Annotated in this window: 19 protein-coding genes; 14 read left to right on the top strand and 5 right to left on the bottom strand. The window is 67.0% G+C overall.

All coding sequences use genetic code 11. From position 1 onward, the window contains the following. The first annotated feature begins 241 nt into the window (after positions 1-241). The 10 genes from AC3FKH_RS08530 (at position 242) to AC3FKH_RS08485 (ending at position 11,216) form a co-directional block, all read left to right on the top strand. Entirely contained in the window at positions 242-1,798 is a 1,557-nt protein-coding gene (locus AC3FKH_RS08530; protein WP_488674609.1) for a long-chain-fatty-acid--CoA ligase, read from the top strand. Positions 1,799-1,835: 37 nt separating this feature from the next. Then, positions 1,836-3,023 carry a lipid-transfer protein gene (locus AC3FKH_RS08525; protein ID WP_488674607.1) on the top strand — a complete coding sequence of 396 codons (1,188 nt, stop codon included), beginning with the start codon at positions 1,836-1,838 and terminating at the stop codon, positions 3,021-3,023. Between the two features lie 20 nt (positions 3,024-3,043). Then, positions 3,044-3,487: a MaoC family dehydratase N-terminal domain-containing protein gene (locus AC3FKH_RS08520; protein ID WP_488674605.1), complete on the top strand. Its 444-nt coding sequence runs from the start codon at positions 3,044-3,046 to the stop codon at positions 3,485-3,487. Between the two features lie 10 nt (positions 3,488-3,497). Beyond that, the gene (locus AC3FKH_RS08515) at positions 3,498-3,914 is read left to right on the top strand and encodes a MaoC family dehydratase (RefSeq protein ID WP_488674603.1); all 417 of its coding nucleotides are present in this window, start codon (positions 3,498-3,500) and stop codon (positions 3,912-3,914) included. Between the two features lie 53 nt (positions 3,915-3,967). Then, a complete protein-coding gene (locus tag AC3FKH_RS08510; RefSeq protein WP_223999516.1) occupies positions 3,968-4,798 on the top strand; it encodes an SDR family NAD(P)-dependent oxidoreductase in 831 nt (276 codons plus the stop codon). A gap of 18 nt (positions 4,799-4,816) precedes the next feature. Further along, complete coding sequence (locus AC3FKH_RS08505) at positions 4,817-5,968, top strand: acyl-CoA dehydrogenase family protein (protein ID WP_488674601.1); 1,152 nt, start codon at positions 4,817-4,819, stop codon at positions 5,966-5,968. Positions 5,969-6,096: 128 nt separating this feature from the next. Next, positions 6,097-7,098 (top strand): Bug family tripartite tricarboxylate transporter substrate binding protein, encoded by a 1,002-nt coding sequence (locus AC3FKH_RS08500; RefSeq protein WP_488674600.1) that lies wholly within the window; start codon positions 6,097-6,099, stop codon positions 7,096-7,098. Positions 7,099-7,178: 80 nt separating this feature from the next. After that, positions 7,179-8,093, top strand: a complete 915-nt coding sequence (locus AC3FKH_RS08495) for a TauD/TfdA dioxygenase family protein (RefSeq protein ID WP_488674598.1) — start codon at positions 7,179-7,181, stop codon at positions 8,091-8,093. A 29-nt stretch (positions 8,094-8,122) separates the two neighbouring features. After that, positions 8,123-9,559, top strand: coding sequence for an aldehyde dehydrogenase family protein (locus AC3FKH_RS08490; protein WP_488674596.1), 1,437 nt, complete (start codon positions 8,123-8,125; stop codon positions 9,557-9,559). Between the two features lie 16 nt (positions 9,560-9,575). Then, entirely contained in the window at positions 9,576-11,216 is a 1,641-nt protein-coding gene (locus AC3FKH_RS08485) for a GMC family oxidoreductase (RefSeq protein ID WP_488674595.1), read from the top strand. A gap of 50 nt (positions 11,217-11,266) precedes the next feature. Here AC3FKH_RS08485 and AC3FKH_RS08480 read toward each other — a convergent pair whose 3' ends face one another. The 5 genes from AC3FKH_RS08480 to cysK all read right to left on the bottom strand — a co-directional run bounded on the left by AC3FKH_RS08480 (position 11,267) and on the right by cysK (position 15,439). Next, positions 11,267-11,614, bottom strand: coding sequence for a hypothetical protein (locus AC3FKH_RS08480; RefSeq protein ID WP_488674593.1), 348 nt, complete (start codon positions 11,612-11,614; stop codon positions 11,267-11,269). A gap of 249 nt (positions 11,615-11,863) precedes the next feature. After that, the gene (gene serA, locus AC3FKH_RS08475; RefSeq protein ID WP_488674591.1) at positions 11,864-13,066 is read right to left on the bottom strand and encodes a phosphoglycerate dehydrogenase; all 1,203 of its coding nucleotides are present in this window, start codon (positions 13,064-13,066) and stop codon (positions 11,864-11,866) included. A 138-nt stretch (positions 13,067-13,204) separates the two neighbouring features. Continuing rightward, positions 13,205-13,729, bottom strand: coding sequence for a hypothetical protein (locus tag AC3FKH_RS08470; RefSeq protein ID WP_488674589.1), 525 nt, complete (start codon positions 13,727-13,729; stop codon positions 13,205-13,207). Between the two features lie 116 nt (positions 13,730-13,845). Next, the gene (locus AC3FKH_RS08465; protein ID WP_488674587.1) at positions 13,846-14,301 is read right to left on the bottom strand and encodes a universal stress protein; all 456 of its coding nucleotides are present in this window, start codon (positions 14,299-14,301) and stop codon (positions 13,846-13,848) included. Positions 14,302-14,521: 220 nt separating this feature from the next. Then, positions 14,522-15,439, bottom strand: a complete 918-nt coding sequence (gene cysK / locus AC3FKH_RS08460) for a cysteine synthase A (protein WP_488674585.1) — start codon at positions 15,437-15,439, stop codon at positions 14,522-14,524. Between the two features lie 165 nt (positions 15,440-15,604). Between cysK and AC3FKH_RS08455 the strand changes: the two genes are divergently transcribed. The 4 genes from AC3FKH_RS08455 (at position 15,605) to AC3FKH_RS08440 (ending at position 20,252) form a co-directional block, all read left to right on the top strand. Further along, positions 15,605-16,531 carry a LysR family transcriptional regulator gene (locus AC3FKH_RS08455; RefSeq protein ID WP_488674583.1) on the top strand — a complete coding sequence of 309 codons (927 nt, stop codon included), beginning with the start codon at positions 15,605-15,607 and terminating at the stop codon, positions 16,529-16,531. A 77-nt stretch (positions 16,532-16,608) separates the two neighbouring features. Continuing rightward, on the top strand, positions 16,609-18,018 hold the full coding sequence (tcuA, locus tag AC3FKH_RS08450) for an FAD-dependent tricarballylate dehydrogenase TcuA (RefSeq protein WP_488674581.1): 1,410 nt from the start codon (positions 16,609-16,611) through the stop codon (positions 18,016-18,018). Continuing rightward, positions 18,005-19,213, top strand: a complete 1,209-nt coding sequence (tcuB, locus tag AC3FKH_RS08445) for a tricarballylate utilization 4Fe-4S protein TcuB (protein WP_488674579.1) — start codon at positions 18,005-18,007, stop codon at positions 19,211-19,213. The genes tcuA and tcuB overlap by 14 nt, the downstream gene beginning before the upstream one ends. A 55-nt stretch (positions 19,214-19,268) precedes the next feature. Continuing rightward, the gene (locus AC3FKH_RS08440; protein WP_488674577.1) at positions 19,269-20,252 is read left to right on the top strand and encodes a Bug family tripartite tricarboxylate transporter substrate binding protein; all 984 of its coding nucleotides are present in this window, start codon (positions 19,269-19,271) and stop codon (positions 20,250-20,252) included. Positions 20,253-20,269 lie beyond the last annotated feature (17 nt).

The raw sequence follows: 20,269 nt of genomic DNA, 5'->3' as shown, positions 1-20,269 counted from the left end.
GTGATTTCGCACATTTGTGCTCAATCATACGCATTTTGACGCGCCGGGCTCAGGAAAAGCGCGATTGTTCCACGGTGGCGTACGCCTGTCGTAGTTCCTTTGGACGATTTGGCGGCCGGCGGGATTTTCCTCCCTTCGGCGGACGACAGCCGGCCGTGCGGCTCCTAAAGTGGCCCACTACAGCGGGGCGCTACGTCCGCCCGCGCGCCGCGCGCCACCGTATCACCGGAGACTTCGTAGTATGTACCTGACCCAGGGGCTGCACCGCTGCCTGCAGCAAACGCCCGAACGCACCGCCACCGTTTTCCGCAACCGCCGCCAGACCTTCCGCCAGCTTGGCGAGCGCGTCGCGCGCCTGGCCGGCGCGCTGCGCCAGCTCGGCATGGCGCCCGGGGACCGCATCAGCATGCTGGCGCTGAACTCCGACCGCTACATCGAATACATGCTGTCCGTCTGGTGGGGCGGCGGCGTCCTCAATCCCGTCAATACCCGCTGGAGCGTGCCGGAGATAGTCTATTCGCTCGACGACTGCGACACCGGCATCCTGATCGTCGACGACCATTTCCTGCCGATGGTGGCGGGCATTGTGGCCGGCGCACGCCGCAAGCCGCTGCTGATCCACGCCGGCGACGGCCCGGCGCCCGACGGCATGCTGTCGTACGAGCAACTGGTGGCCGGCGCCACGCCGGTCGATGACGCGCTGCGCGGCGGGGAAGACCTCGCCGCCATCATGTACACCGGCGGTACCACGGGCAAGCCCAAGGGCGTGATGCAGTCGCACATGAACCTGTGGTCGTCGGCGATCTCGCGCATGGCGCAGTATCCGTGCCCCGAAGACACCATCACGCTGCACGCCTGCCCGCTGTTCCATACGGCTGCCATGGCCAAGGCCGTGACGCTGTTCATCGCCGGCGCCACGCACGCGCTGATTCCCGCCTTCGACGCCCGGGAAGTGTTGGAAACCATGGTGAGCGAGAAGGTCAACGAGATCCTGCTCGTACCCACCATGCTGCAGGCGGTGCTGTCGCATCCGGAGTTTGCGAACCACGACCTGAGCGGCCTGCAGCGCATCAACTACGGCGCCTCGCCGATCAGCGCCGGCCTGCTGGACGCGGCGCTGGCCGCGCTGCCGCAGGTGCAGTTCTATCACGCCTATGGCCTGACCGAAGCTGCCCCGGTGGTCTCCGTGAATCCGCCCGCCAACCATGGCCCGGAAGGCCGCGCCAGCGGCCTGTACCGCTCGGCCGGCCGTCCCGGCTACGGCGTCACCGTGAAGATCGTCGACGAGCAGGGTGTTGAAGTCCCGCGCAACGCCGTGGGCGAAATCGTGGTGCGCGGCCCCAACGTCATGCAGGGCTACTGGAACAAGCCGGGCGAGACCGCCGACACGCTGCGTGGCGGTTGGCTGCACACCGGCGACGGCGCCTACATGGATGAGAACGGCTACCTGTTCATCGTCGACCGCCTCAAGGACATGATTGTCAGCGGTGGCGAGAACGTCTATTCGGCGGAAGTCGAGAACGTGCTCTCGCGCCATCCGGCGGTGGCGTCGTGTGCCGTGATCGGCGTGCCCGACGCGCGCTGGGGCGAGGCCGTGCACGCCGTGGTCGTGCTCAAGCCCGGCACCCAGGTGGATGAAGCGGGCCTGCGCGAGCATTGCCGCCAGTTCATTGCCGGCTACAAATGCCCGAAGAGCATCGAGTTCCGCGGCGAGATGCCGCTGTCCGCGGCCGGCAAGATCCTCAAGCGCGACCTGCGCTCGCCGTACTGGCAAGACAACACCCGGCAAGTCAACTGAAGCGGCTGCCTCCTTCCATTCTCAGCAGGAAATTGACATGAGCAACAACGTGGTAGTGGCCGGCGTCGGCATGATTCCCTTCACCAAGCCGGGCGCCAGCGATGACTATGGCGTGATGGGCGCCAACGCCGCCAAGGCCGCGCTGGCCGACGCGGGCATCGACTACGCGCTGGTCGAGCAGGCTTACGTAGGCTATGTGTTCGGCGATTCCACGTCCGGCCAGGCCGCCATCTATGGCGTCGGCCTGACCGGTATCCCGGTCATCAACGTCAACAACAACTGCGCCACCGGCTCGACCGCCCTGTTCCTGGCGCGCCAGGCGGTGGAAAGCGGCGCGGTCGAATGCGCCATCGCGGTCGGCTTCGAGCAGATGGTGCCGGGCGCGCTCAAGGGCGCCTATACCGACCGTCCGGGTCCGATGGAACGCTTCGCGAAGACCATGGCGCAGGTCCAGGGCTTCGACGAGCAGGCGCCGCGGGCGGCCCAGTTCTTCGGCGGTGCCGGCCGCGCGTACATGAAGGAATACGGCATCCGCCCGGACACCTTCGCGCGTATCTCGGTCAAGGCACGCCAGCACGCCGCGCGCAACCCGTTCGCGGTGTTCCGCAACACGGTGACGCTCGATGAGGTGATGGCAGCGCCCACCGTGTTCGATCCGCTCACGCGCCTGCAATGCTGCCCGCCGACCTGCGGCGCGGCCGCCGCCATCCTGTGCTCGGAATCGTTCGCGCGCAAGCATGGCCTGGACACCCGCGTGAAGATCGCCGCGCAGGCCATGACCACGGACCGCAACAGCACCTTCGACGAAGGCGATATGCGCAAGGTGGTGGGCTACGACATGACCGCCGCCGCGGCGAACGCCGTCTATGAGAAGGCCGGCGTGTCGCCCACGGACATCGACGTGGTCGAACTGCATGACTGCTTCACGGCCAACGAGCTGATCACGTATGAAGGCCTTGGCCTGACGCCGGTAGGCACCGCCGAGAAGTTCATTGTCGACGGCGACAACACCTACGGCGGCCGCGTGGTGACTAATCCGTCCGGCGGCCTGCTGTCCAAGGGCCACCCGCTCGGCGCCACCGGTCTTGCGCAGTGCGCCGAGCTGGTCTGGCAATTGCGCGGCAAGGCTGGCGAGCGCCAGGTCGACGGCGCGCGCCTGGCGCTGCAGCACAACCTCGGCCTCGGCGGCGCCTGCGTGGTGACGCTGTACGAACGCCAGCAGTAAGCAGGAAAGGAAGTAGCAAGATGATTGACAAGATGCATATCGGCGCAGTGATCTCGCGCCACGCCGTCGACGTGGAGGCCGGGCGCCTGCGCTTCTTCGCCAAGGCGACGGGCCAGGTCGACGCGCGCTACACCGACCCGGCCGCGGCCGAGGCCGCGGGCTATCCGGGCCTGCCGGTGCCGCCGACGTTCCTGTTCTGCCTGGAAATGGAGTCGCCCAATCCGCGCGCGATGATCGAGCGCCTGAACATCGACATCGGCAAGCTCCTGCATGGCCAGCAGCATTTCGAGTATCACCGCATGGCGTATGCGGGCGAGCGTCTGACCTTCGAGACCCGCGTGGCCGACATCTTCGACAAGAAGGGCGGTGCACTGGAGTTCGTGGTGCGCGAAACCCGCGTGACCGACGCCAAGGGCGACCCGGTCGCGGACCTGCGCAGCACCATCGTCGTGCGCAACAGCTAAGGAGACAGCCATGCAGACCCTCCGGTTTGATGAGATCGCGGTCGGCTCGGAACTGCCGTCCTTCACTGCGCCGCCGCTGAACCGGCTCACGCTGGCGCTGTATGCGGGCGCCTCGGGCGATCACAACCCCATCCACGTCGATATCGACTTCGCGCGCCAGGCCGGCATGCCCGACGTGTTCGCGCACGGCATGCTGTCGATGGCCTACCTGGGCCGCCTGCTGACCAACTGGGTGCCGCAGCAGGCCATCCGCAGCTTCTCCGTGCGCTTTGCCGCCATCACGCACGTGGGCGACGAGATCGCCTGCACGGCCAAGGTCGTGGAGAAGGATGAGGCCGCGCGCACCGTGCGCGTGGCGCTGCAGACCCGCAACCAGGCGGGCGAAACCAAGCTGTCGGGCGATGCACTGATCGCCCTCGCCGCCTGACGCGGCACCGTACTGCCGGGACATTCAACAGATCAGCAAAGGAGCATAGGGAAATGAGCAAGCTTGTCGACAAGGTCGCCATTGTTTCGGGTTCGGGCCGCGGTATCGGCCGCGAGATCGCGCTGAAACTTGCCAGCGAAGGCGCGGCCGTGGTCATCAACGACCTCGACGCCGAACCGGCGCAGGCCGTGGTGCAGGAAATCGTCGCCGCCGGCGGCAAGGCCGTGGCCTGCGTGGGCAGCGTTACCGAAGCCGACTTCGGCACCCGCTTCGTGGGCACCGCGCTGCAGACCTTCGGGCGCCTGGACATCATCGTCAACAACGCCGGCTACACCTGGGACAACGTGATCCAGAAGATGACCGACGAGCAGTGGTCGGCCATCATGGACGTGCACGTGACCGCGCCGTTCCGCATCCTGCGCGCCGCCGCCGACTACTTCCGCGAAGCCGCGAAGAAGGAAGCCGAGGCCGGCCAGGAAGTGTTCCGCAAGGTGGTCAATATCTCGTCGGTTTCGGGCGTGATGGGCAACGCCGGACAGGCCAACTACTCGGCCGGCAAGGCCGCCATCAACGGCCTGACCAAGGCGCTCGCCAAGGAGTGGGGCCGCTACAAGGTCAACGTCAACAGCGTGGCCTTCGGCCTGATCAAGACGCGCCTGACCGAAGCCACCGCCGGCTCGGACAACACTTCGACGCTGAACATCGGTGGCAACGAGATCAAGGTCGGCGTGAACCCGCAACTGATGAAGAACATCGAAGCGATGATTCCGCTGGGCCGGGGCGGCACCCCGGTCGAGGCGGCCGGTTCGGTGTACCTGCTGTGCATTCCGGAATCCAACTACATCACCGGCCAGGTCCTGATCTGCGGCGGCGGCCGTCCCTGATCGGGGAGGAGCAACATCATGGCATTCAACCAAAGACCCTGGATTACCGATGACCTCGCCATGTTCCAGGACGGCATCCGCAAGTTCATCGAGCGCGAACTGGTCCCGCACGAGGACCGCTGGTGGAAGCAGCAGCACGTGGACCGCGAGATCTGGCGCAAGGCCGGCGAGATGGGCATGCTGTGCGCGAGCATTCCCGAGGAATACGGCGGTGGCGGCGGCAACTTCGCGCATGAGGCCATCATCACGCTGGAGCAGTCGCGCGCCGGCGTGAGCAGCCTGGGCACCAACGTCCACAGTGGCATCGTTGCGCACTACATCCTGCGCTATGGCACCGAAGCGCAGAAACGCCACTGGCTGCCGAAGATGGCCAGCGGCGAGATGGTCGCGGCCATTGCCATGTCGGAGCCCGGCGCGGGCTCCGACCTCAAGAGCATCAAGGCCCGCGCCTTGCGCGACGGCGACCACCACTACGTGCTGAATGGCTCCAAGACCTTCATCACCAACGGCTTCCTGGCGGACCTGATCCTGGTGGTCTGCAAGACCGATCCGGAGAATGGCGCCAAGGGTGTGTCGATCGTGGTGGTCGAGACCGAGAACCTGCCCGGCTTCCGCCGCGGGCGCATCCTCGAAAAAATCGGCCAGAAGGGGCAGGACACCGCCGAGCTGTTCTTCGACGACGTACGTGTGCCATGCGCCAACCTGCTGGGCAAGGAAGAAGGCAAGGGCTTCTACCAGCTCATGCAGCAGCTGCCGCAGGAACGGATGATCATCGCGCTGGGGGCGCTGTCGGCCATGGAGCGCGCGGTGGAGCTGACGACCGAGTACGTGCGTGAACGCAAGGTCTTCGGCGCCACGCTGCTCGATATGCAGAACACGCGCTTCAAGCTGGCCGAGTGCAAGACCAAGGCCGTGATCGCCGGCGCTTTCGTCGACGACTGCATGGCCAAGGTCCTGCGCGAAGAACTCGATGCGGAGACCGCGGCCATGGCCAAGTGGTGGGGCACGCAGACCAGCTGCGAGATCATCGACGAATGCCTGCAGCTGCATGGCGGCTACGGCTACATGATGGAGTACCCGATCGCGCGCATGTATGTGAATGCCCGTGTGAGCAAGATCTTCGGCGGCTCGAACGAGATCATGAAAGAGATCATCGCGCGCACGCTTTGAGGCCAGCGGTATGCAGGACTGCGGCTGCATGACCAGGCCCGACAGAGGCCGGCTGCAGCCGCAGCGCAGTCAGTCGAACCCGTGCCGTCCGGCACGCGGAAGAACAAAGACAATGTGGAGACAGCAACATGCAGCAGCAAAGGCGCAAGGTTTTGCAGCAGTTGGGACTCGGGCTGGCGGGCGCGACGCTCGGAGGATTCGGCCTGAGTGCCCGGGCACAGGCGAATGGGGCGGCCTATCCGTCGCGCGCGGTGCGCGTGGTGTATCCCTACCAGGCCGGCGGCACCGGCGACGTGGTCGCGCGGCAAATTGCCGAAGGCCTCGCCAAGGCCTGGGGCAAGCCGGTCATCGTCGATAACCGGCCTGGCGCCGGCGGCATGATCGGCGCGGACATGGTGGCCAAGGCCGAACCCGATGGCCACACGCTGCTGCTGACGCTGACCGGCATGGTGCAGGCGCCCAGCCTGTACAGCAAGGCAACGTACAACCCGGTGCGTGATTTCGCACCCATTTCGGAACTGGGCACGTCGAACCTTGCGCTGGTGGTGCAGCCGTCGCTGGGCGTGAGCAGCGTCAAGCAGCTCATCGACTACATAGGCAAGCAGGGCAAGCCGCTTGCGTATGGTTCGTATGGACTGGGTTCAAGCGGCCATCTGTACATGGAGATCTTCGCGCGCAACACAAAGGTCGCGCTCACGCACGTGCCTTACAAGGGCGAGGCGCCATTGATCAACGACCTGCTCGGCGGACAGCTTCCCGCCGGCATGATCGCGGCGGTGAGCGCGCGCCAGCATGCCGCCGCCGGCAAGCTGCGCGTACTGGCCGTGGCCGGCGCGGCGCGCTCGCCGCTGCTGCCCGATGCGCCGACGTTCGCCGAAGCCGGCGTGCGTGGCCTTGAGCGTCAGGGATGGGTCGGCATGTTCGCCCCTGCGGCGACGCCGCGCGCCATCGTGGAGAAGGTCTCCGCGGACGTCAACCGAACGCTGTCCAACCCGGATTTCCGTGCGCGCATGGTGGATCTGGGCATCGTACTCAAGGGCAGCACGCCCGCAGCCTTTGCCGACGTCGTCAAGGCCGAGCAAATCTACTGGGCCGAAGCCATCCGCGCTTCGGACATCCGCCTGGACTGATACGCGCGGGCACGCCACAGAACCGGCCATGGCGCGGCGCGCTCGCACCGTGGCCCTCGCCATCTTATCGAGGAGACAACATGAGCAACAGCAACGCGGCAGTCCAGTTGAAGGATGTATCGGCAGACGCCACGTCCGTGGGCTACCACGGCTTCACCGTCACCCGGATGACGCCCACGATCGGCGTCGAGGTCGGCGACATCGACCTGCGCGAGCGGCTGGACGACGCGACCCTGACGTCGCTGCGCCAGGCGCTGGTGCGCCACAAGGTGCTGTTCTTCCGCGACCAGGACATCACGCCGGCACAGCACGTGGAGCTTGCGCGCCGCTTCGGCGAACTCGAGGTGCATCCCGTGTTCCCGCATCACGCGGACCATCCGGAACTGGTGCTGCTGGGTGGCACCAAGGACATGCGCGGGCGCGAGAACATCTATCACTCCGACGTGTCGTGGCGCGAGGTGCCGTCGATGGCATCGATGCTGCGCTGCGTGGAATGCCCGGAGTCCGGTGGCGACACCATCTGGGTCGACATGGCACGCGCCCATGCGGCGCTGCCCGACGCGGTCAAGGAACGGATCGAAGGTCTCTACGCAGTGCACGACATCATGCCCGGCTTCGGCGCGCGCATGACGCCCGACGAGCGCGAGATCAACCGCAAGAAATTCCCGGCCGTCACCCACCCGGTCGTGCGCACGCACCCGGAGAGCGGTGAAAAGATCCTCTATGTCAATGAAGGCTTCGTCACGCACCTCGCCAACTTCGGCGAGAAGGCCCAGTTCCGCGTGGGCTTCGATTTCCGCTATGGCGAGCTGGACCTGCTGCAATACCTGTTCCGCCAGGCCGCGGTCCCCGAGTACCAGGTCCGCCTGAAGTGGCAGCCCAACACCATCGCGTTCTGGGACAACCGCTCGACGCAGCATTACGCCGTGCAGGACTATTTCCCGGCGGTGCGCCGCATGATGCGCGCCACCATCATCGGCGACAAACCTTTCTGAAGCGCCCCCACTTTCAGGAGCTACGATCGATGCACAATCTCAATACGTTCTATATCGGGGGCGAGTGGGTGACACCCGCTGACGGCTTCTCGCTGGCGGATATCGTCAACCCGGCGACGGAAGCAGTGATCGGCACGGTTGCCATGGGCGGCGTGGCCGATGTCGATCGGGCCGTGACCGCGGCACGCGACGCCTTCCCGTCGTGGTCCAGGTCCAGCCGCGAGGAACGGCTGGCGCTGCTGCGCCGCATTGCCGATGGCTACAAGGCGCGCATCGGCGAGATCGCCCAGGCCATCAGCACGGAGATCGGCGCGCCTCTGTGGCTGTGCCGCGAGTACCAGGCGCCGATGGGGCTGGTACAGATCCAGTCGGCCATTGCCGCGCTGGATGCTTTTGATTTCGTCACCGTCAGCGGCACCACGCAGGTGGTGCGCGAACCGGTCGGGGTGACGGCGCTCATCACACCGTGGAACTGGCCGGTCAACCAGATCGCCGCCAAGGTCGCCCCGGCGCTGGCGGCGGGCTGCACGGTGGTGCTCAAGCCCTCGGAGATCGCACCGCTCGATGCGCGCATCTTTGCCGAGATCGTGCATGAAGCCGGCGCGCCGGCGGGCGTGTTCAACATGCTGTTCGGCACGGGCCCGGCGGTGGGCGCGGCGCTGTCGCGCCATCCCGGCGTGGATATGGTCTCGATCACGGGCTCGACGCGTGCCGGCGTCGACGTGGCCGTGCAGGCTGCACCGACGGTCAAGCGCGTGGCGCAGGAGCTGGGCGGCAAGTCGCCCAACCTGATCCTGGACGATGCCGACCTCAAGGCCGCGGTTTCGGCGGGCGTGGTCAGTTGCATGCTCAATTCGGGCCAGACCTGCACGGCGCCGACGCGCATGCTGGTGCCGCGCGCGCAGTACCAGACCGCCATCGCCATCGCCCAGGCGACCGCGCAGGCGCTGACGGTGGGCGACCCCGCCGCGCCGGACAGCAAGCTGGGCCCCAGCTCCAACCGGGCCCAGTACGAGCGCGTGCAGCGCATGATCGAAGCCGGCATCGGCGAGGGCGCGCGCGTTATCGCGGGTGGTCCCGGCCGGCCTGACGGGCTCGCGCAGGGCTTCTACAACCGTCCGACCGTCTTTGCCGATGTCAACAACGACATGACGATCGCGCGCGAGGAAATCTTCGGACCGGTGCTGGTGATGATTCCCTATGGCGACGAGGCCGAGGCGATCCGCATCGCCAACGACACGCCGTACGGACTGGCTGCCTACGTCTGGTCCGGCGACCCGGCGCGCGCGCGGCGCGTAGCGGGCGAACTGCGTGCCGGCTCCGTGCAGATCAACGGCGCCCGGATGGACTTCACTGCGCCGTTCGGCGGCTACAAGGCATCGGGCAACGGCCGCGAGTTCGGCGCCTATGGCCTGGCGGAGTTCCTTGAGTACAAGTCGGTCGCCGGCTGTGCCGCGGACGCATAAGGGAGTGACCGCTTACATGGAAACGTTTGACTATCTGGTGGTGGGCGCGGGCTCGGCGGGCTGCGCCATTGCGGCACGGCTGGCAGAAGATCCCGCGGTAACGGTCGCGCTGGTCGAGGCGGGGCCGAGCGATCACCACATCAGCGTGTGGATGCCAATCGGTATGGCGTCGACGGTGCTCAAGGCCGGCGTGCGCAACTACGGCTACCACACCGCGCCGCAGGCCGGCCTCAATGGCCGGCGGGGCTACCAGCCGCGCGGCAAGGGCCTGGGCGGCAGCTCGTCGATCAACGGCATGGTCTATATCCGGGGCCACCGCAACGATTATGACGACTGGGCCAGCCTGGGCTGCACCGGCTGGGGCTATGAAGACGTGCTGCCTTACTTTCGGCGCAGCGAAAGCCATGAGGACTACCAGGGCCGTGACGACAACCGCTGGCACGGAGGCTCGGGTCCGCTTTGGGTCAGCAACCTGCGCTCGCCCAATCCGTTCTCGAACCGCTTTGTCCAGGCGGCGATCCAGGCAGGCTATCCGGCGAACGGCGACTTCAATGGCGCGGAGCAGGAAGGCGCAGGCTTGTACCACGTCACGCAACGCCGTGGCGAGCGCTGGAACACGGCGCGTGCCTATCTGCACCAGGGCAACGCCGCCGACACAACCTTGAGCGGTGGCCGGCGCAACCTGACGGTGCTGGTGGAGACGCAGGTGCTGCGCATCGACTTCGATGGCACGCGTGCGACGGGCCTTACCGTGGTGCGGGGCGGCGTGGAGCAGAAGCTGGTGGCGCGGCAAGAGGTCATCGTCAGTGCCGGCGCCTTCAATTCGCCGCAGTTGCTGCTGGCGTCGGGCGTGGGGCCGGCGCAGGAACTGCGCGAGCTGGGCATCAATGTCGTGGCCGACCTGCCGGGCGTTGGCAAGAACCTGCAGGACCATCCCGACGTCATCCTCAACAAGCAGGTGCGTTCGCTGGACCTGTTCGGACATTCGCTGCCCGGCTTTGCCAGGCTTTCCTTGGAACTGCTGCGCTATCGGCGCAAGCGTACCGGCATGCCAAGCAGCAACTTCGCGGAAGCGGGTGCATTTATCCGGAGCCGGCAGGGCCTGGCCGTACCGGACATCCAGTTGCATTTCGTTCCGGCGCTGCTCAACCATGGCGGCGACAGGAAGAAGCTGGGTCACGGCTATTCCTGCCACGCCTGCGTGCTGCGGCCGAAGAGCCGCGGGGAGGTGCGCCTGCGCTCGCGCGACATGCGCGAGGCGCCAATGATCGATCCGCGCTTCCTGAGCGATGACGAGGACATGGCCGGCATGGTGGCGGGCGTGCGCGCCATCCGCCGGATCTTTGCCCAGCAGGCGCTGGCCAGTGCCGGCGGCCGCGAGCTGTTCACCGACGACTTCGGTCCGGGCGAGGGCAGCCAGCAGGCGATCGAGGCCTTTGTGCGCGAACGTACCGACAGCGTCTACCATCCGGTCGGCACCTGCAAGATGGGGGTCGATGCGATGGCCGTGGTCGATCCGGCGTTGCGCGTGCGCGGCGTGCAGGGCCTTCGCGTGGTCGACGCTTCCATCATGCCCACGCTGGTCGCGGGCAACACCAACGCACCGGCGATCATGATCGCCGAGAAAGCGGCCGAGCTGATCCGGGCGGGCCGCTAATGTGGTTCGGCCACGTCGGGGAAGCGCCATGCGCGACCCCGACGGCGGCTTTACAGGTAGGTGGCCACGACGATGTAGGCGTTGCCCCGGCTGCCGGCAAGCCGCTCAAGTTTCAGCCGGGCGGCGCCGACCCGGGTGCTGGCCTGCTTGCCGGCAGTCGCCGCGTTGAGATCCGTGCTGACAGGCCCGCTACCGGGGGACATGCAGGTGGCGTGCACCACCTGAGCCCCGGCCTCGAACCCGCAAGAGGGTTCCGTAATGGCTCCCCGGAAAGTGATGGTGCCGGATTGCGCGGCCGCGGTGCCGGCGATGCCGGCGGCGAGCCACAACGATAGTCCGAGCCGGCGTGCCCATGCCGGCACGTGCCTTTCTCTGCCGTCCATATCGAACTCCCTCATGTGGATGCCACCCGGCCACTACCGTGTGGCACGAAGCGCAACTGCGTCTCAGTCGCTCCTGTCCCGGATAGCGGTTTGATAGGGCGTGGCTTTAGCAATTCCCTCAAAAATATTACAAATTTGTCACTTCGAATGGTGAGAGGCGGGCACGCGCGGACCAAGTCGCTATCCGCTATCGAGTCCCAGACGTTGCCTGCGGCCGGATAGCGGATGAGGTGGGATGTGGACGGTCGGGTGAGGCGGCGGGACTTACCGGACCAGCAGGCGCGAACGCACGAAGCCGGCGTGGGTGCGCAAGGCCCCCATCAGCGCGTCGGACGGCGCCCGGTCGAGGTCCGTGACGACGTAGCCGGTATGGCCGCGCGTCTGCAGGTGCTGGCCGTTGATGTTGACGCCGTCCTGTGCCAGCAGCGTGTTGAGGGCGGCCAGCGCACCGGGCGCGTTGCTGTGGATATTGAGCAGCCGTGCCGGCGCGTGCAGCGGACCGGGATCCACCTCCGGGAAATTCACCGCGCCGATGGTGCCGCCGGTGGTCAGGTAGTGCAGCAGCTTGGCGGCTACCTCGGTGCCGATGTTCTCCTGCGCTTCCTCGGTGCTGCCGCCGATATGCGGCGTCAGCAGGACGTTGGGCAGTTGCTGGAGCGGGCTGGTGAACGGATCGTTGTTGGTCTTCGGCTCTTCGGGGAAGACGTCGATCGCGGCACCGCCGAGGTGCCTGGCGCGCAGCGCTGCCGCCAGGGCATCGATGTCGACCACAGTCCCGCGCGAGGCATTGATCAGGATCGCGCCAGGCTTGAAGCGCGCGAGCACGTCAGCGTCGATCATGTTGCGCGTGCGTGCCGTGGCGGGAACGTGCAGCGTGACTACGTCCGCCTGCGACACAGCCTCCTCAAGTGTGCCGGCCGCGCGCGCCGAGCCGAGCGACAGCCTGGCCAGCACGTCGTAGTACACCACGCGCATGCCCATCGACTCGGCCAGCACGCCGACTTGCGAGCCGATATTGCCGTAGCCGACGATGGCGATGGTCTTGCCGCGCGCCTCGAACGCGCCGCTGGCGCCCTTGGCCCACTTGCCGGCATGCGCGAGCGCATTTTTCTCGGGTATCTTGCGCAGCAGCATCACGGCTTCGGACACGACCAGCTCGGCCACCGAACGCGTGTTGGAGAACGGCGCATTGAAGACCGGAATGCCCGCCGCCGTCGCGGCGTCCAGGTCGACCTGCGAGGTGCCGATGCAGAAGCAGCCAATGCTGAGCAGCTCCGGCGCGCTGCGGATGTCGTCGGCGCGCAGGTGCGTGGCGGAACGGATTCCCACCAGGTCATGGCTGGACAGCACCTGGCGCAGTTCGTCGCCGGCCAGCGCGCCGCTGCGGCGTTCGACCTTCAGGCCGGCTTCACCCAGGCGCGCCGTGGCGCTGGGGTGGATGTTTTCAAGCAGGATCGCAGTAGTCACGTTCAGGTTCCGCGCAAGAAGAGATCAGGGAAGGCGCGCGCAGTCTTTGCTGCGTCGCGGCAAGGTCTATTCTGCGCGAAAACGCCGCCACAGTCCGGGAGCCCCTTCCGCCAGCATTGGCTCCCTTGGGGCGCGACGCTAGCGAGAGCGCCCGCGGCGATCGCCGCCGAGCGGGTCGACGATGATCATGGTCTGCTGCAGCACGCCGCTGTCGTCGAAGTAGCAACTGAAATGCGCGGTCTGGTAGCCATCCTTAAACATCCGGTAGCTCCAGGCCTCGCGCTTCATCAGCGGGTAATACTGGATAGGTTCGCGCGGCTTGCCGAAGCGCTCGAGCACATCCTGCTTGGTCCAGGCACCGATCTTGGCCTGATAGATTTCGGCTTCCGTCAGCATCTGCCGATAGCTCATAAGTTTGCCGGCGGCGTCAAAGTCCGCCGCGTAGACCGCATGACCGAGAGGCTGCTGGGAGTAGAGCCAGCGCGACGTGCCATTCGGAAAACGGAAGGAATCGGTGGGTTCGCCGAATGTACTGCGCACGGCGCTCTGGTCGCTGCCGACCAGCCGCTGGCCGGTCTGTTCCGGTTGCAGCGCCGAGCAGCCGCCCAGGACCAGGGCTGCGACGCACGCCAGGGAGGCTACGTATGCCAGGCGGATTCTCATCAAAGGCTCCAGGCGGGGAGATCCCGCATGGCCGGATTGTCCGACCAGTGGAGCAAAGTGCGCAATAGGCCCGCGGCGCCGGGTCGCCGCGGGAAGGGGCGCGCGGACCCGGTGCGCTAGCCTTCGACTTCGCTGCGGATCAGCAGCACCGGCCGACTGGACTTGCTCACCACGCCTTCGGAGACGCTGCCCATCAGCAGGCGCCGCACGCCACGCCGGCCATGCGTGCCGAGCACGATGAGGTCGGCGCTCCACGCATCGGCCTGGGCGACGATGGTCGCCGAGATCTGGCCGGGCGCCACTGGCTTATCGACAAGCTGGGTCGAATGCCTGATGCCGGCCGCCTCCAGCTTGTCCTCGGCCTCCGCCAGGACCTTGCGGCCGAAGGTACGGATGCTTTCCATCAGGGCCCTGGCGTCGAAGTAGGCGACATCGAAGAATGCGTCGCTGTCGTCGGCCACGAACAAGGCCTTGACCTCCGCGCCGGTGGCCGTGGCAAGGGTGATGGCCTGGCTCAATGCGAGATCGGAAGACTGGCTGCCATCTACGGCTAGCAGGATGCGCTGATACATGGGGAACTCCGGTGAGTCGTGGCGAGTGGTCGGGAACGGCAAATCGGAAGAGGCACCGCGTGGGCCCTTCTGATCCAGCGTAGTCGCCGCCGGCGATGGCAGCTTGACCGGCATCAAGACTTGAACGCACCGGGGCGAGCGGAGATCTGCTGCCGCGGGATCCGATGGCGCGCGTCGAACCGTGCGCCGGCGCTGCCTGCCGGTGCGCTCACGCCCCCCTTCAGGCGGGCAGGAAACCCTCGACCGTCAGGTAGCGCTCGCCGGTGTCATAGTTGAAGCCCAGCACGCGTGCGCCGGCCGGCAACTCGGGTAGCTTGCCGGCGATCGCGGCGAGGGTGGCACCCGACGAAATGCCGACCAGGATGCCTTCTTCGCTGGCGCAGCGGCGCGCCATGTCGCGGGCCGGTTCGGCATCCACCTGGATCACGCCATCGAGCAGGCCGGTCTTCAGGTTGGCCGGGATAAAGCCGGCGCCGAGGCCCTGGATTGGATGCGGTGCCGGTGCGCCGCCGGAAATCACGGGCGAAGCCGACGGCTCGACGGCGAAAACCTTGAGCTGCGGCCACTTCTGCTTGAGCACCTGCGCGCAGCCGGAAATATGGCCGCCCGTGCCGACACCGGTGATCAGCACGTCGAGCCCTTCGGGGAAATCCTCCAGGATTTCCTGGGCGGTGGTACGCGCATGGACTTCAATGTTGGCCGCGTTTTCGAACTGCTGGGGCATCCAGGCGCCGGGAATGGCGGTGATCAGTTCCTCGGCGCGGGCGATGGCGCCCTTCATGCCTTTTTCGCGCGGGGTCAGGTCAAAGGTCGCGCCGTAGGCGAGCATCAGGCGGCGGCGTTCGAGGGACATGCTATCGGGCATCACCAGGATCAGCTTGTAGCCCTTGACCGCGGCCACCATCGCCAGGCCGATGCCCGTATTGCCCGACGTCGGCTCGATAATGGTGCCGCCCGGCTTGAGCACGCCACGGCGTTCGGCATCTTCCACCATCGACAGCGCGATGCGGTCCTTGATCGAGCCGCCCGGGTTTGACCGTTCCGATTTGATCCAGACTTCGTGGCCATTGCCGAACAGCCGGTTGATGCGGATATGCGGCGTATTGCCGATGGTTTCCAGGATATTGACTGCCTTCATGTTTCCTCCAAGGGGGGCGCAGCGTCATGGCGCTGCGCGAATGCGGACCAACCGGGATTCTATTGAAGTTTTTGTGGCCGCTCCCGGCGTTCACGGATAATGATCACGGGCCGCTGCCAGGGATCGTCCGCGTGCCTCGAAGGGAACTGGTTGAGAGGAGGCCGGATGGAACTCAGGCAATTGCGGTATTTCCTGCAGGTCGTCGAACTCGGCAGCATGGGACAGGCCGCCCAGAAGTTGGGCGTGGTCACGTCGGCGCTCAGCCAGCAGATCAGCCGCCTGGAGGGCGAGCTTGCCACGCGCCTGCTGCGGCGCACATCGACGGGCGTCGTGCCAACCGATGCCGGCCTGGCATTCTGGCGGCAGGCGCAACTGGCCGTGCGCCATGCGGACGACGCCGTGCGCGCCGCCCAGCTTGCCAGGCTCTCCGGCCACGTCAGCGTAGGCATGGCGCCAAGCACCATCAGCGTGCTGGGCCTGCCTTTCATGCAGGCCATGCGCGAGCGCTATCCCGACATCCGCCTGCATCTCGTGGAAAGCCTGTCAGGCAACCTGGCGACGATGATCGGCACCCGCCAGCTTGACCTGGCTGTCCTGTTCCAGGCCGAAGGCCATCATCGCTGGAGCCTGGCACCGCTGCTGACCGAGCGCCTGTTCCTGATCAGCCGTGATGACATGCCCGGTCTGCCGACGGGCAAGACAGCAAGACTCGCCCAAATGCGCGGCCTTCCGCTGATCCTGCCCAGCAGCCCGCACGGGCTGCGTTCCGTGCTCGATGCCGCCTTCGCTCGGGGCCGCCACCAGCCCAACGTGGTGGCGGAAATCGATGGCCTGGCCATGCTGATGGATGCCGTTCGTGCGGGCCTTGGCGCCACGGTGCAGCCTGGCGCGGCGGTGGCGCGCCTCGGCGGCGAGCCTCTGGTCATGATCCCGATCGGCGACACCGCGGCGCGGCGCCCGAACCTCCTGGCCAGCCTGTCGGACGATGAGTTGTCTCCGGCGGGCCTGGCCGCGCGCGGCACCCTGGCTGCCGTGGCGCGCGATCTGGTGCGCGCCCGCTGCTGGCCCGGGGCTACCCTTCACGATTCGTAAACACCCGTTGCCCGATCCCTTCTGGCGGGACATCGGGCGGCTCAGTACAGTCGCCGCAAATCACGGAGACTGTACTGATGTGGGACGTACTCGTAATCGGCGGGGGCAACGCCGCCCTGTGCGCCGCGCTCATGGCACGCGAGGCCGGCGCCAGCGTGCTGCTGCTGGAAGCCGCCCCCAGGGCCTGGCGCGGCGGCAACTCCCAGCACACGCGCAACCTGCGTTGCATGCACGATGCGCCGCAGGACGTGCTGGTCGACAGCTACCCGGAAGAGGAGTACTGGCAGGACCTGCTCAAGGTCACCGGCGGACTCACCAATGAGGCACTGGCGCGGCTGGTCATCCGCGCATCGTCGACCTGCCGCCCCTGGATGCGCCGCCATGGCGTGCATTTCCAGCCGCCGCTTTCGGGCGCGCTGCACGTGGCCCGTACCAATGCCTTCTTCATGGGCGGCGGCAAGGCGCTGGTCAATGCCTACTACCGCAGTGCCGAGGCCATGGGCGTCCAGGTCCGATACGAGACACCGGTCGATGCCATCGAACTCGACGGCGGCCGCTTCGTGGCCGCGCGCAGCGGCGACCAGCGTTTCGAGGCGCGCGCGTGCGTGCTGGCCGCGGGCGGCTTCGAATCGAATCGAGCCTGGCTGCGCGAAGCGTGGGGCCAGAACGAGCGCGGCGAATGGCCGGCCGACAATTTCCTGATCCGCGGCACGCGCTTCAACATGGGTGTGCTGCTTAAACATATGATCGAGTCCGGCGCGGACGCGATCGGCGATCCGTCGCAGTCGCACTGCGTGGCCATCGACGCGCGCGCGCCGCTGTATGACGGCGGCATCTGCACGCGCATCGACTGCGTATCGCTGGGCGTGGTGGTCAATCGCGATGCCGGGCGCTTCTACGACGAGGGCGAGGACTTCTGGCCCAAACGCTACGCCATCTGGGGCCGCCTGGTGGCCCAGCAGCCGGGCCAGATCGCCTACTCGATCATCGATGCCAAGGCCGTCGGCCGCTTCATGCCGCCGGTGTTTCCCGGCACGGTGGCTGACAACCTGCCCGAACTGGCCCGCAAGCTGGGTCTGCCCGAGCAGGCCTTCGTGGACAGCGTGGCGGCCTACAACGCCGCCTGCCGCAACGGCACCTTCGACCACACGACGCTGGATGACTGCCGCACGGAAGGCCTGCTGCCGCCGAAGACGCACTGGGCACGGCCCATCGACACAGCGCCGTTCTACGGCTACGCACTGCGCCCGGGCATCACCTTTACCTACCTTGGCCTGAAGGTCGACGAGCACGCCGCGGTCCATTTCAACGGACAGCCCAGCGACAACCTGTTCGTAGCGGGCGAGATGATGGCCGGCAATGTGCTGGGCAAAGGCTATACGGCCGGGGTCGGCATGTCGATCGGCACCGCGTTCGGCCGCATCGCCGGCACGCAGGCGGCACGGGCGGCCGCACAATCGAAAGGAGCACAACGTGAAGCAGCTTGAAGCGCTGGTACGCGAGGCCGGCGAAGAAGCCGCAGGCGGCATGGCCCGGCAAGGCGCCGATGACAGGAAAACCATCCCCATCCGCGTGCTGCCCCTCAGCGGCAACGAAGCCGAGGTAGCCCGGCAGATGCAGATCTGCAATGCCTGCCGCTACTGCGAGGGCTTTTGCGCCGTGTTCCCTGCCATGACGAGGAGGCTTTCCTTCGGCAAGGCGGACGTGAACTACCTGGCCAACCTGTGCCACAACTGCGGCGCCTGCTATCACGCCTGCCAGTACGCGCCGCCGCATGAATTCGCGGTGAATATCCCGCAGGCCATGGCGCGGGTGCGCGCCGAGACCTATGCCGAGTACGCATGGCCGGCGCCGATGGGCGCGCTGTACCGGCGCAATGGCCTGACCGTGGCACTGGCACTGGCGTTCGGCCTGGCGCTGTTCCTGCTGCTCGTCATCGCGCGGCAGGGGGCGCTGTGGCATGCGCCGCTGGCCGGCAACTTCTACGCGATCTTCCCGCACAACATGATGGCCGCGATGTTCGGCGCGGTCTTCGGCTTTGCGGTGCTGTCACTGGGCATCGGGGCGCGGACCTTCTGGCGCGACGTGTCGCCGGGGCGCGCTACCCCGCCGGCCGTTGGCGAAGCCGCCCGCAACGCGCTCACGCTCCGGTATCTCGACGGCGGGCATGGCCAGGGCTGCAACGAGGAGGACGACCGCTTCACGCTGGCACGCCGACGCTTTCACCACCTGACGTTCTACGGCTTCATGGCGTGCTTTGCATCGACCGCGGTGGCCACGCTGTACCACTATGTGCTGGGAATGCATGCGCCTTATCCGTTGGCCAGCCTGCCCGTGCTGCTGGGCATGGCCGGCGGCATCGGGCTGCTCGCCGGCCCGGCCGGACTCCTGTGGCTGAACCTGCGGCGCGACCCGGCCCGCGGGGATGCGGCCCAGCGCCCCATGGATCGCGGCTTCATCGCGCTGCTGCTGCTTACCGCGGCTTCGGGCATGGCTTTGCTGGCTGGCCGCGATACCGGCGCCATGGCCATGCTGCTGGCCGTGCACCTGGGCGTGGTGATGGCGCTCTTCGCCACGCTGCCGTTCGGCAAGTTCGCGCACGGCATCTACCGCTGCGCGGCGCTGCTCAAGTCCGCCATCGAGAAGCGCCAGCCTAATGCGTTGCAGCTCGGCTCGGACTGAAGCTGAACGCTGCCGCACCGACAAGAAGACCATCTATCCCCAAGGAGACCGTCCGATGACCAATACCGTTCGCCGCACTGCTCTGGCCTGCCTGCTCGGAGCGGGCCTGGCACTGTCCGGCCTGGCACCCGCCGCCGCCCAGAGCTGGCCCGACAAGCCTGTCACCCTCGTCGTGCCGTTCGCCTCGGGCGGCACCACCGACATCATCGCCCGCACCATCGGACAGAAACTCGGCGAGGCCCTGCGCCAGCCCGTGGTGGTGGACAACCGCCCCGGCGCCGGTGGCACGCTTGGCGCGGCCAACGTCGCGCGCGCCACGCCGGATGGCTACACGGTGCTGCTGGCCACCGTGGCGCACACCATGGCGCCCGGCATCTACAAGTCGCTGCCCTACGACTTCACGCGCGACCTGGTGCCGGTTGGCCTGGTGGCGCTGACGCCCAATGTGCTGCTGGTCAGCCCGTCGCTGCCCGTGAAGTCGGTGGCGGAACTGATCGCCTATATCAAGTCCCATCGCGGACAGGTCAACTACGGCTCAGCCGGACCGGGCAGTACCGAACACCTGTCGGGCGAACTGTTCCGGTCGATGACAGGCACGGACATCGTCCACGTCCCGTACAAGGGGGGCGCACCGATGATGACCGACCTGATCGCCGGGCAGATCCAGATGGCCATTGAAACCAGCCCTTCGGCCGCACCCCATGTCCGTTCGGGCAAGGTCAGGGCGCTGGCCGTCACCACCGCGAAACGGTCCCCGGCCTACCCGGGCGTGCCCACGCTGGAGGAAAGCGGGATCAAGGGTTACGAGGTGACCACCTGGTTTGCGCTGATGGCGCCGCGCGGCACGCCCGCCGCGGTGACGCAGCGGCTGGGCACGGAGCTGGCCAAGGCGCTGAAGCAGCCGGATGTGCTGAAACGCTTCGAGGAGCAGGGCGTGACCGCCGGCGACATGACGCCGGCGCAACTGGGCGATTTCATCGGCAAGGAGACGCAGCGGTGGACGAAGGTGGCGAAGTCGTCGGGTGCCGCCGCGGATTGATGGCGATTGATGGCGGG

Source organism: Cupriavidus sp. 21MJTG02-4 (genome assembly GCF_057798975.1).
The sequence above is the reverse complement of the archived record's forward strand: the minus strand, read 5'-3'. Positions and strand labels throughout refer to the sequence as shown.

Excerpts from the sequence above, each read along its gene's own strand:
- AC3FKH_RS08485 (WP_488674595.1), top strand. The coding sequence starts at position 9,576 with ATGGAAACGTTTGACTATCTGGTGGTGGGCGCGGGCTCGGCGGGCTGC.
- AC3FKH_RS08490 (WP_488674596.1), top strand. The coding sequence starts at position 8,123 with ATGCACAATCTCAATACGTTCTATATCGGGGGCGAGTGGGTGACACCC.
- AC3FKH_RS08505 (WP_488674601.1), top strand. The coding sequence starts at position 4,817 with ATGGCATTCAACCAAAGACCCTGGATTACCGATGACCTCGCCATGTTC.
- AC3FKH_RS08520 (WP_488674605.1), top strand. The coding sequence starts at position 3,044 with ATGATTGACAAGATGCATATCGGCGCAGTGATCTCGCGCCACGCCGTC.
- AC3FKH_RS08480 (WP_488674593.1), bottom strand. The coding sequence starts at position 11,614 with ATGAGGGAGTTCGATATGGACGGCAGAGAAAGGCACGTGCCGGCATGG.
- AC3FKH_RS08470 (WP_488674589.1), bottom strand. The coding sequence starts at position 13,729 with ATGAGAATCCGCCTGGCATACGTAGCCTCCCTGGCGTGCGTCGCAGCC.
- AC3FKH_RS08515 (WP_488674603.1), top strand. The coding sequence starts at position 3,498 with ATGCAGACCCTCCGGTTTGATGAGATCGCGGTCGGCTCGGAACTGCCG.
- AC3FKH_RS08455 (WP_488674583.1), top strand. The coding sequence starts at position 15,605 with ATGGAACTCAGGCAATTGCGGTATTTCCTGCAGGTCGTCGAACTCGGC.
- tcuA (WP_488674581.1), top strand. The coding sequence starts at position 16,609 with ATGTGGGACGTACTCGTAATCGGCGGGGGCAACGCCGCCCTGTGCGCC.
- AC3FKH_RS08465 (WP_488674587.1), bottom strand. The coding sequence starts at position 14,301 with ATGTATCAGCGCATCCTGCTAGCCGTAGATGGCAGCCAGTCTTCCGAT.
- AC3FKH_RS08530 (WP_488674609.1), top strand. The coding sequence starts at position 242 with ATGTACCTGACCCAGGGGCTGCACCGCTGCCTGCAGCAAACGCCCGAA.
- AC3FKH_RS08510 (WP_223999516.1), top strand. The coding sequence starts at position 3,968 with ATGAGCAAGCTTGTCGACAAGGTCGCCATTGTTTCGGGTTCGGGCCGC.
- cysK (WP_488674585.1), bottom strand. The coding sequence starts at position 15,439 with ATGAAGGCAGTCAATATCCTGGAAACCATCGGCAATACGCCGCATATC.
- AC3FKH_RS08500 (WP_488674600.1), top strand. The coding sequence starts at position 6,097 with ATGCAGCAGCAAAGGCGCAAGGTTTTGCAGCAGTTGGGACTCGGGCTG.
- AC3FKH_RS08495 (WP_488674598.1), top strand. The coding sequence starts at position 7,179 with ATGAGCAACAGCAACGCGGCAGTCCAGTTGAAGGATGTATCGGCAGAC.
- AC3FKH_RS08440 (WP_488674577.1), top strand. The coding sequence starts at position 19,269 with ATGACCAATACCGTTCGCCGCACTGCTCTGGCCTGCCTGCTCGGAGCG.
- AC3FKH_RS08525 (WP_488674607.1), top strand. The coding sequence starts at position 1,836 with ATGAGCAACAACGTGGTAGTGGCCGGCGTCGGCATGATTCCCTTCACC.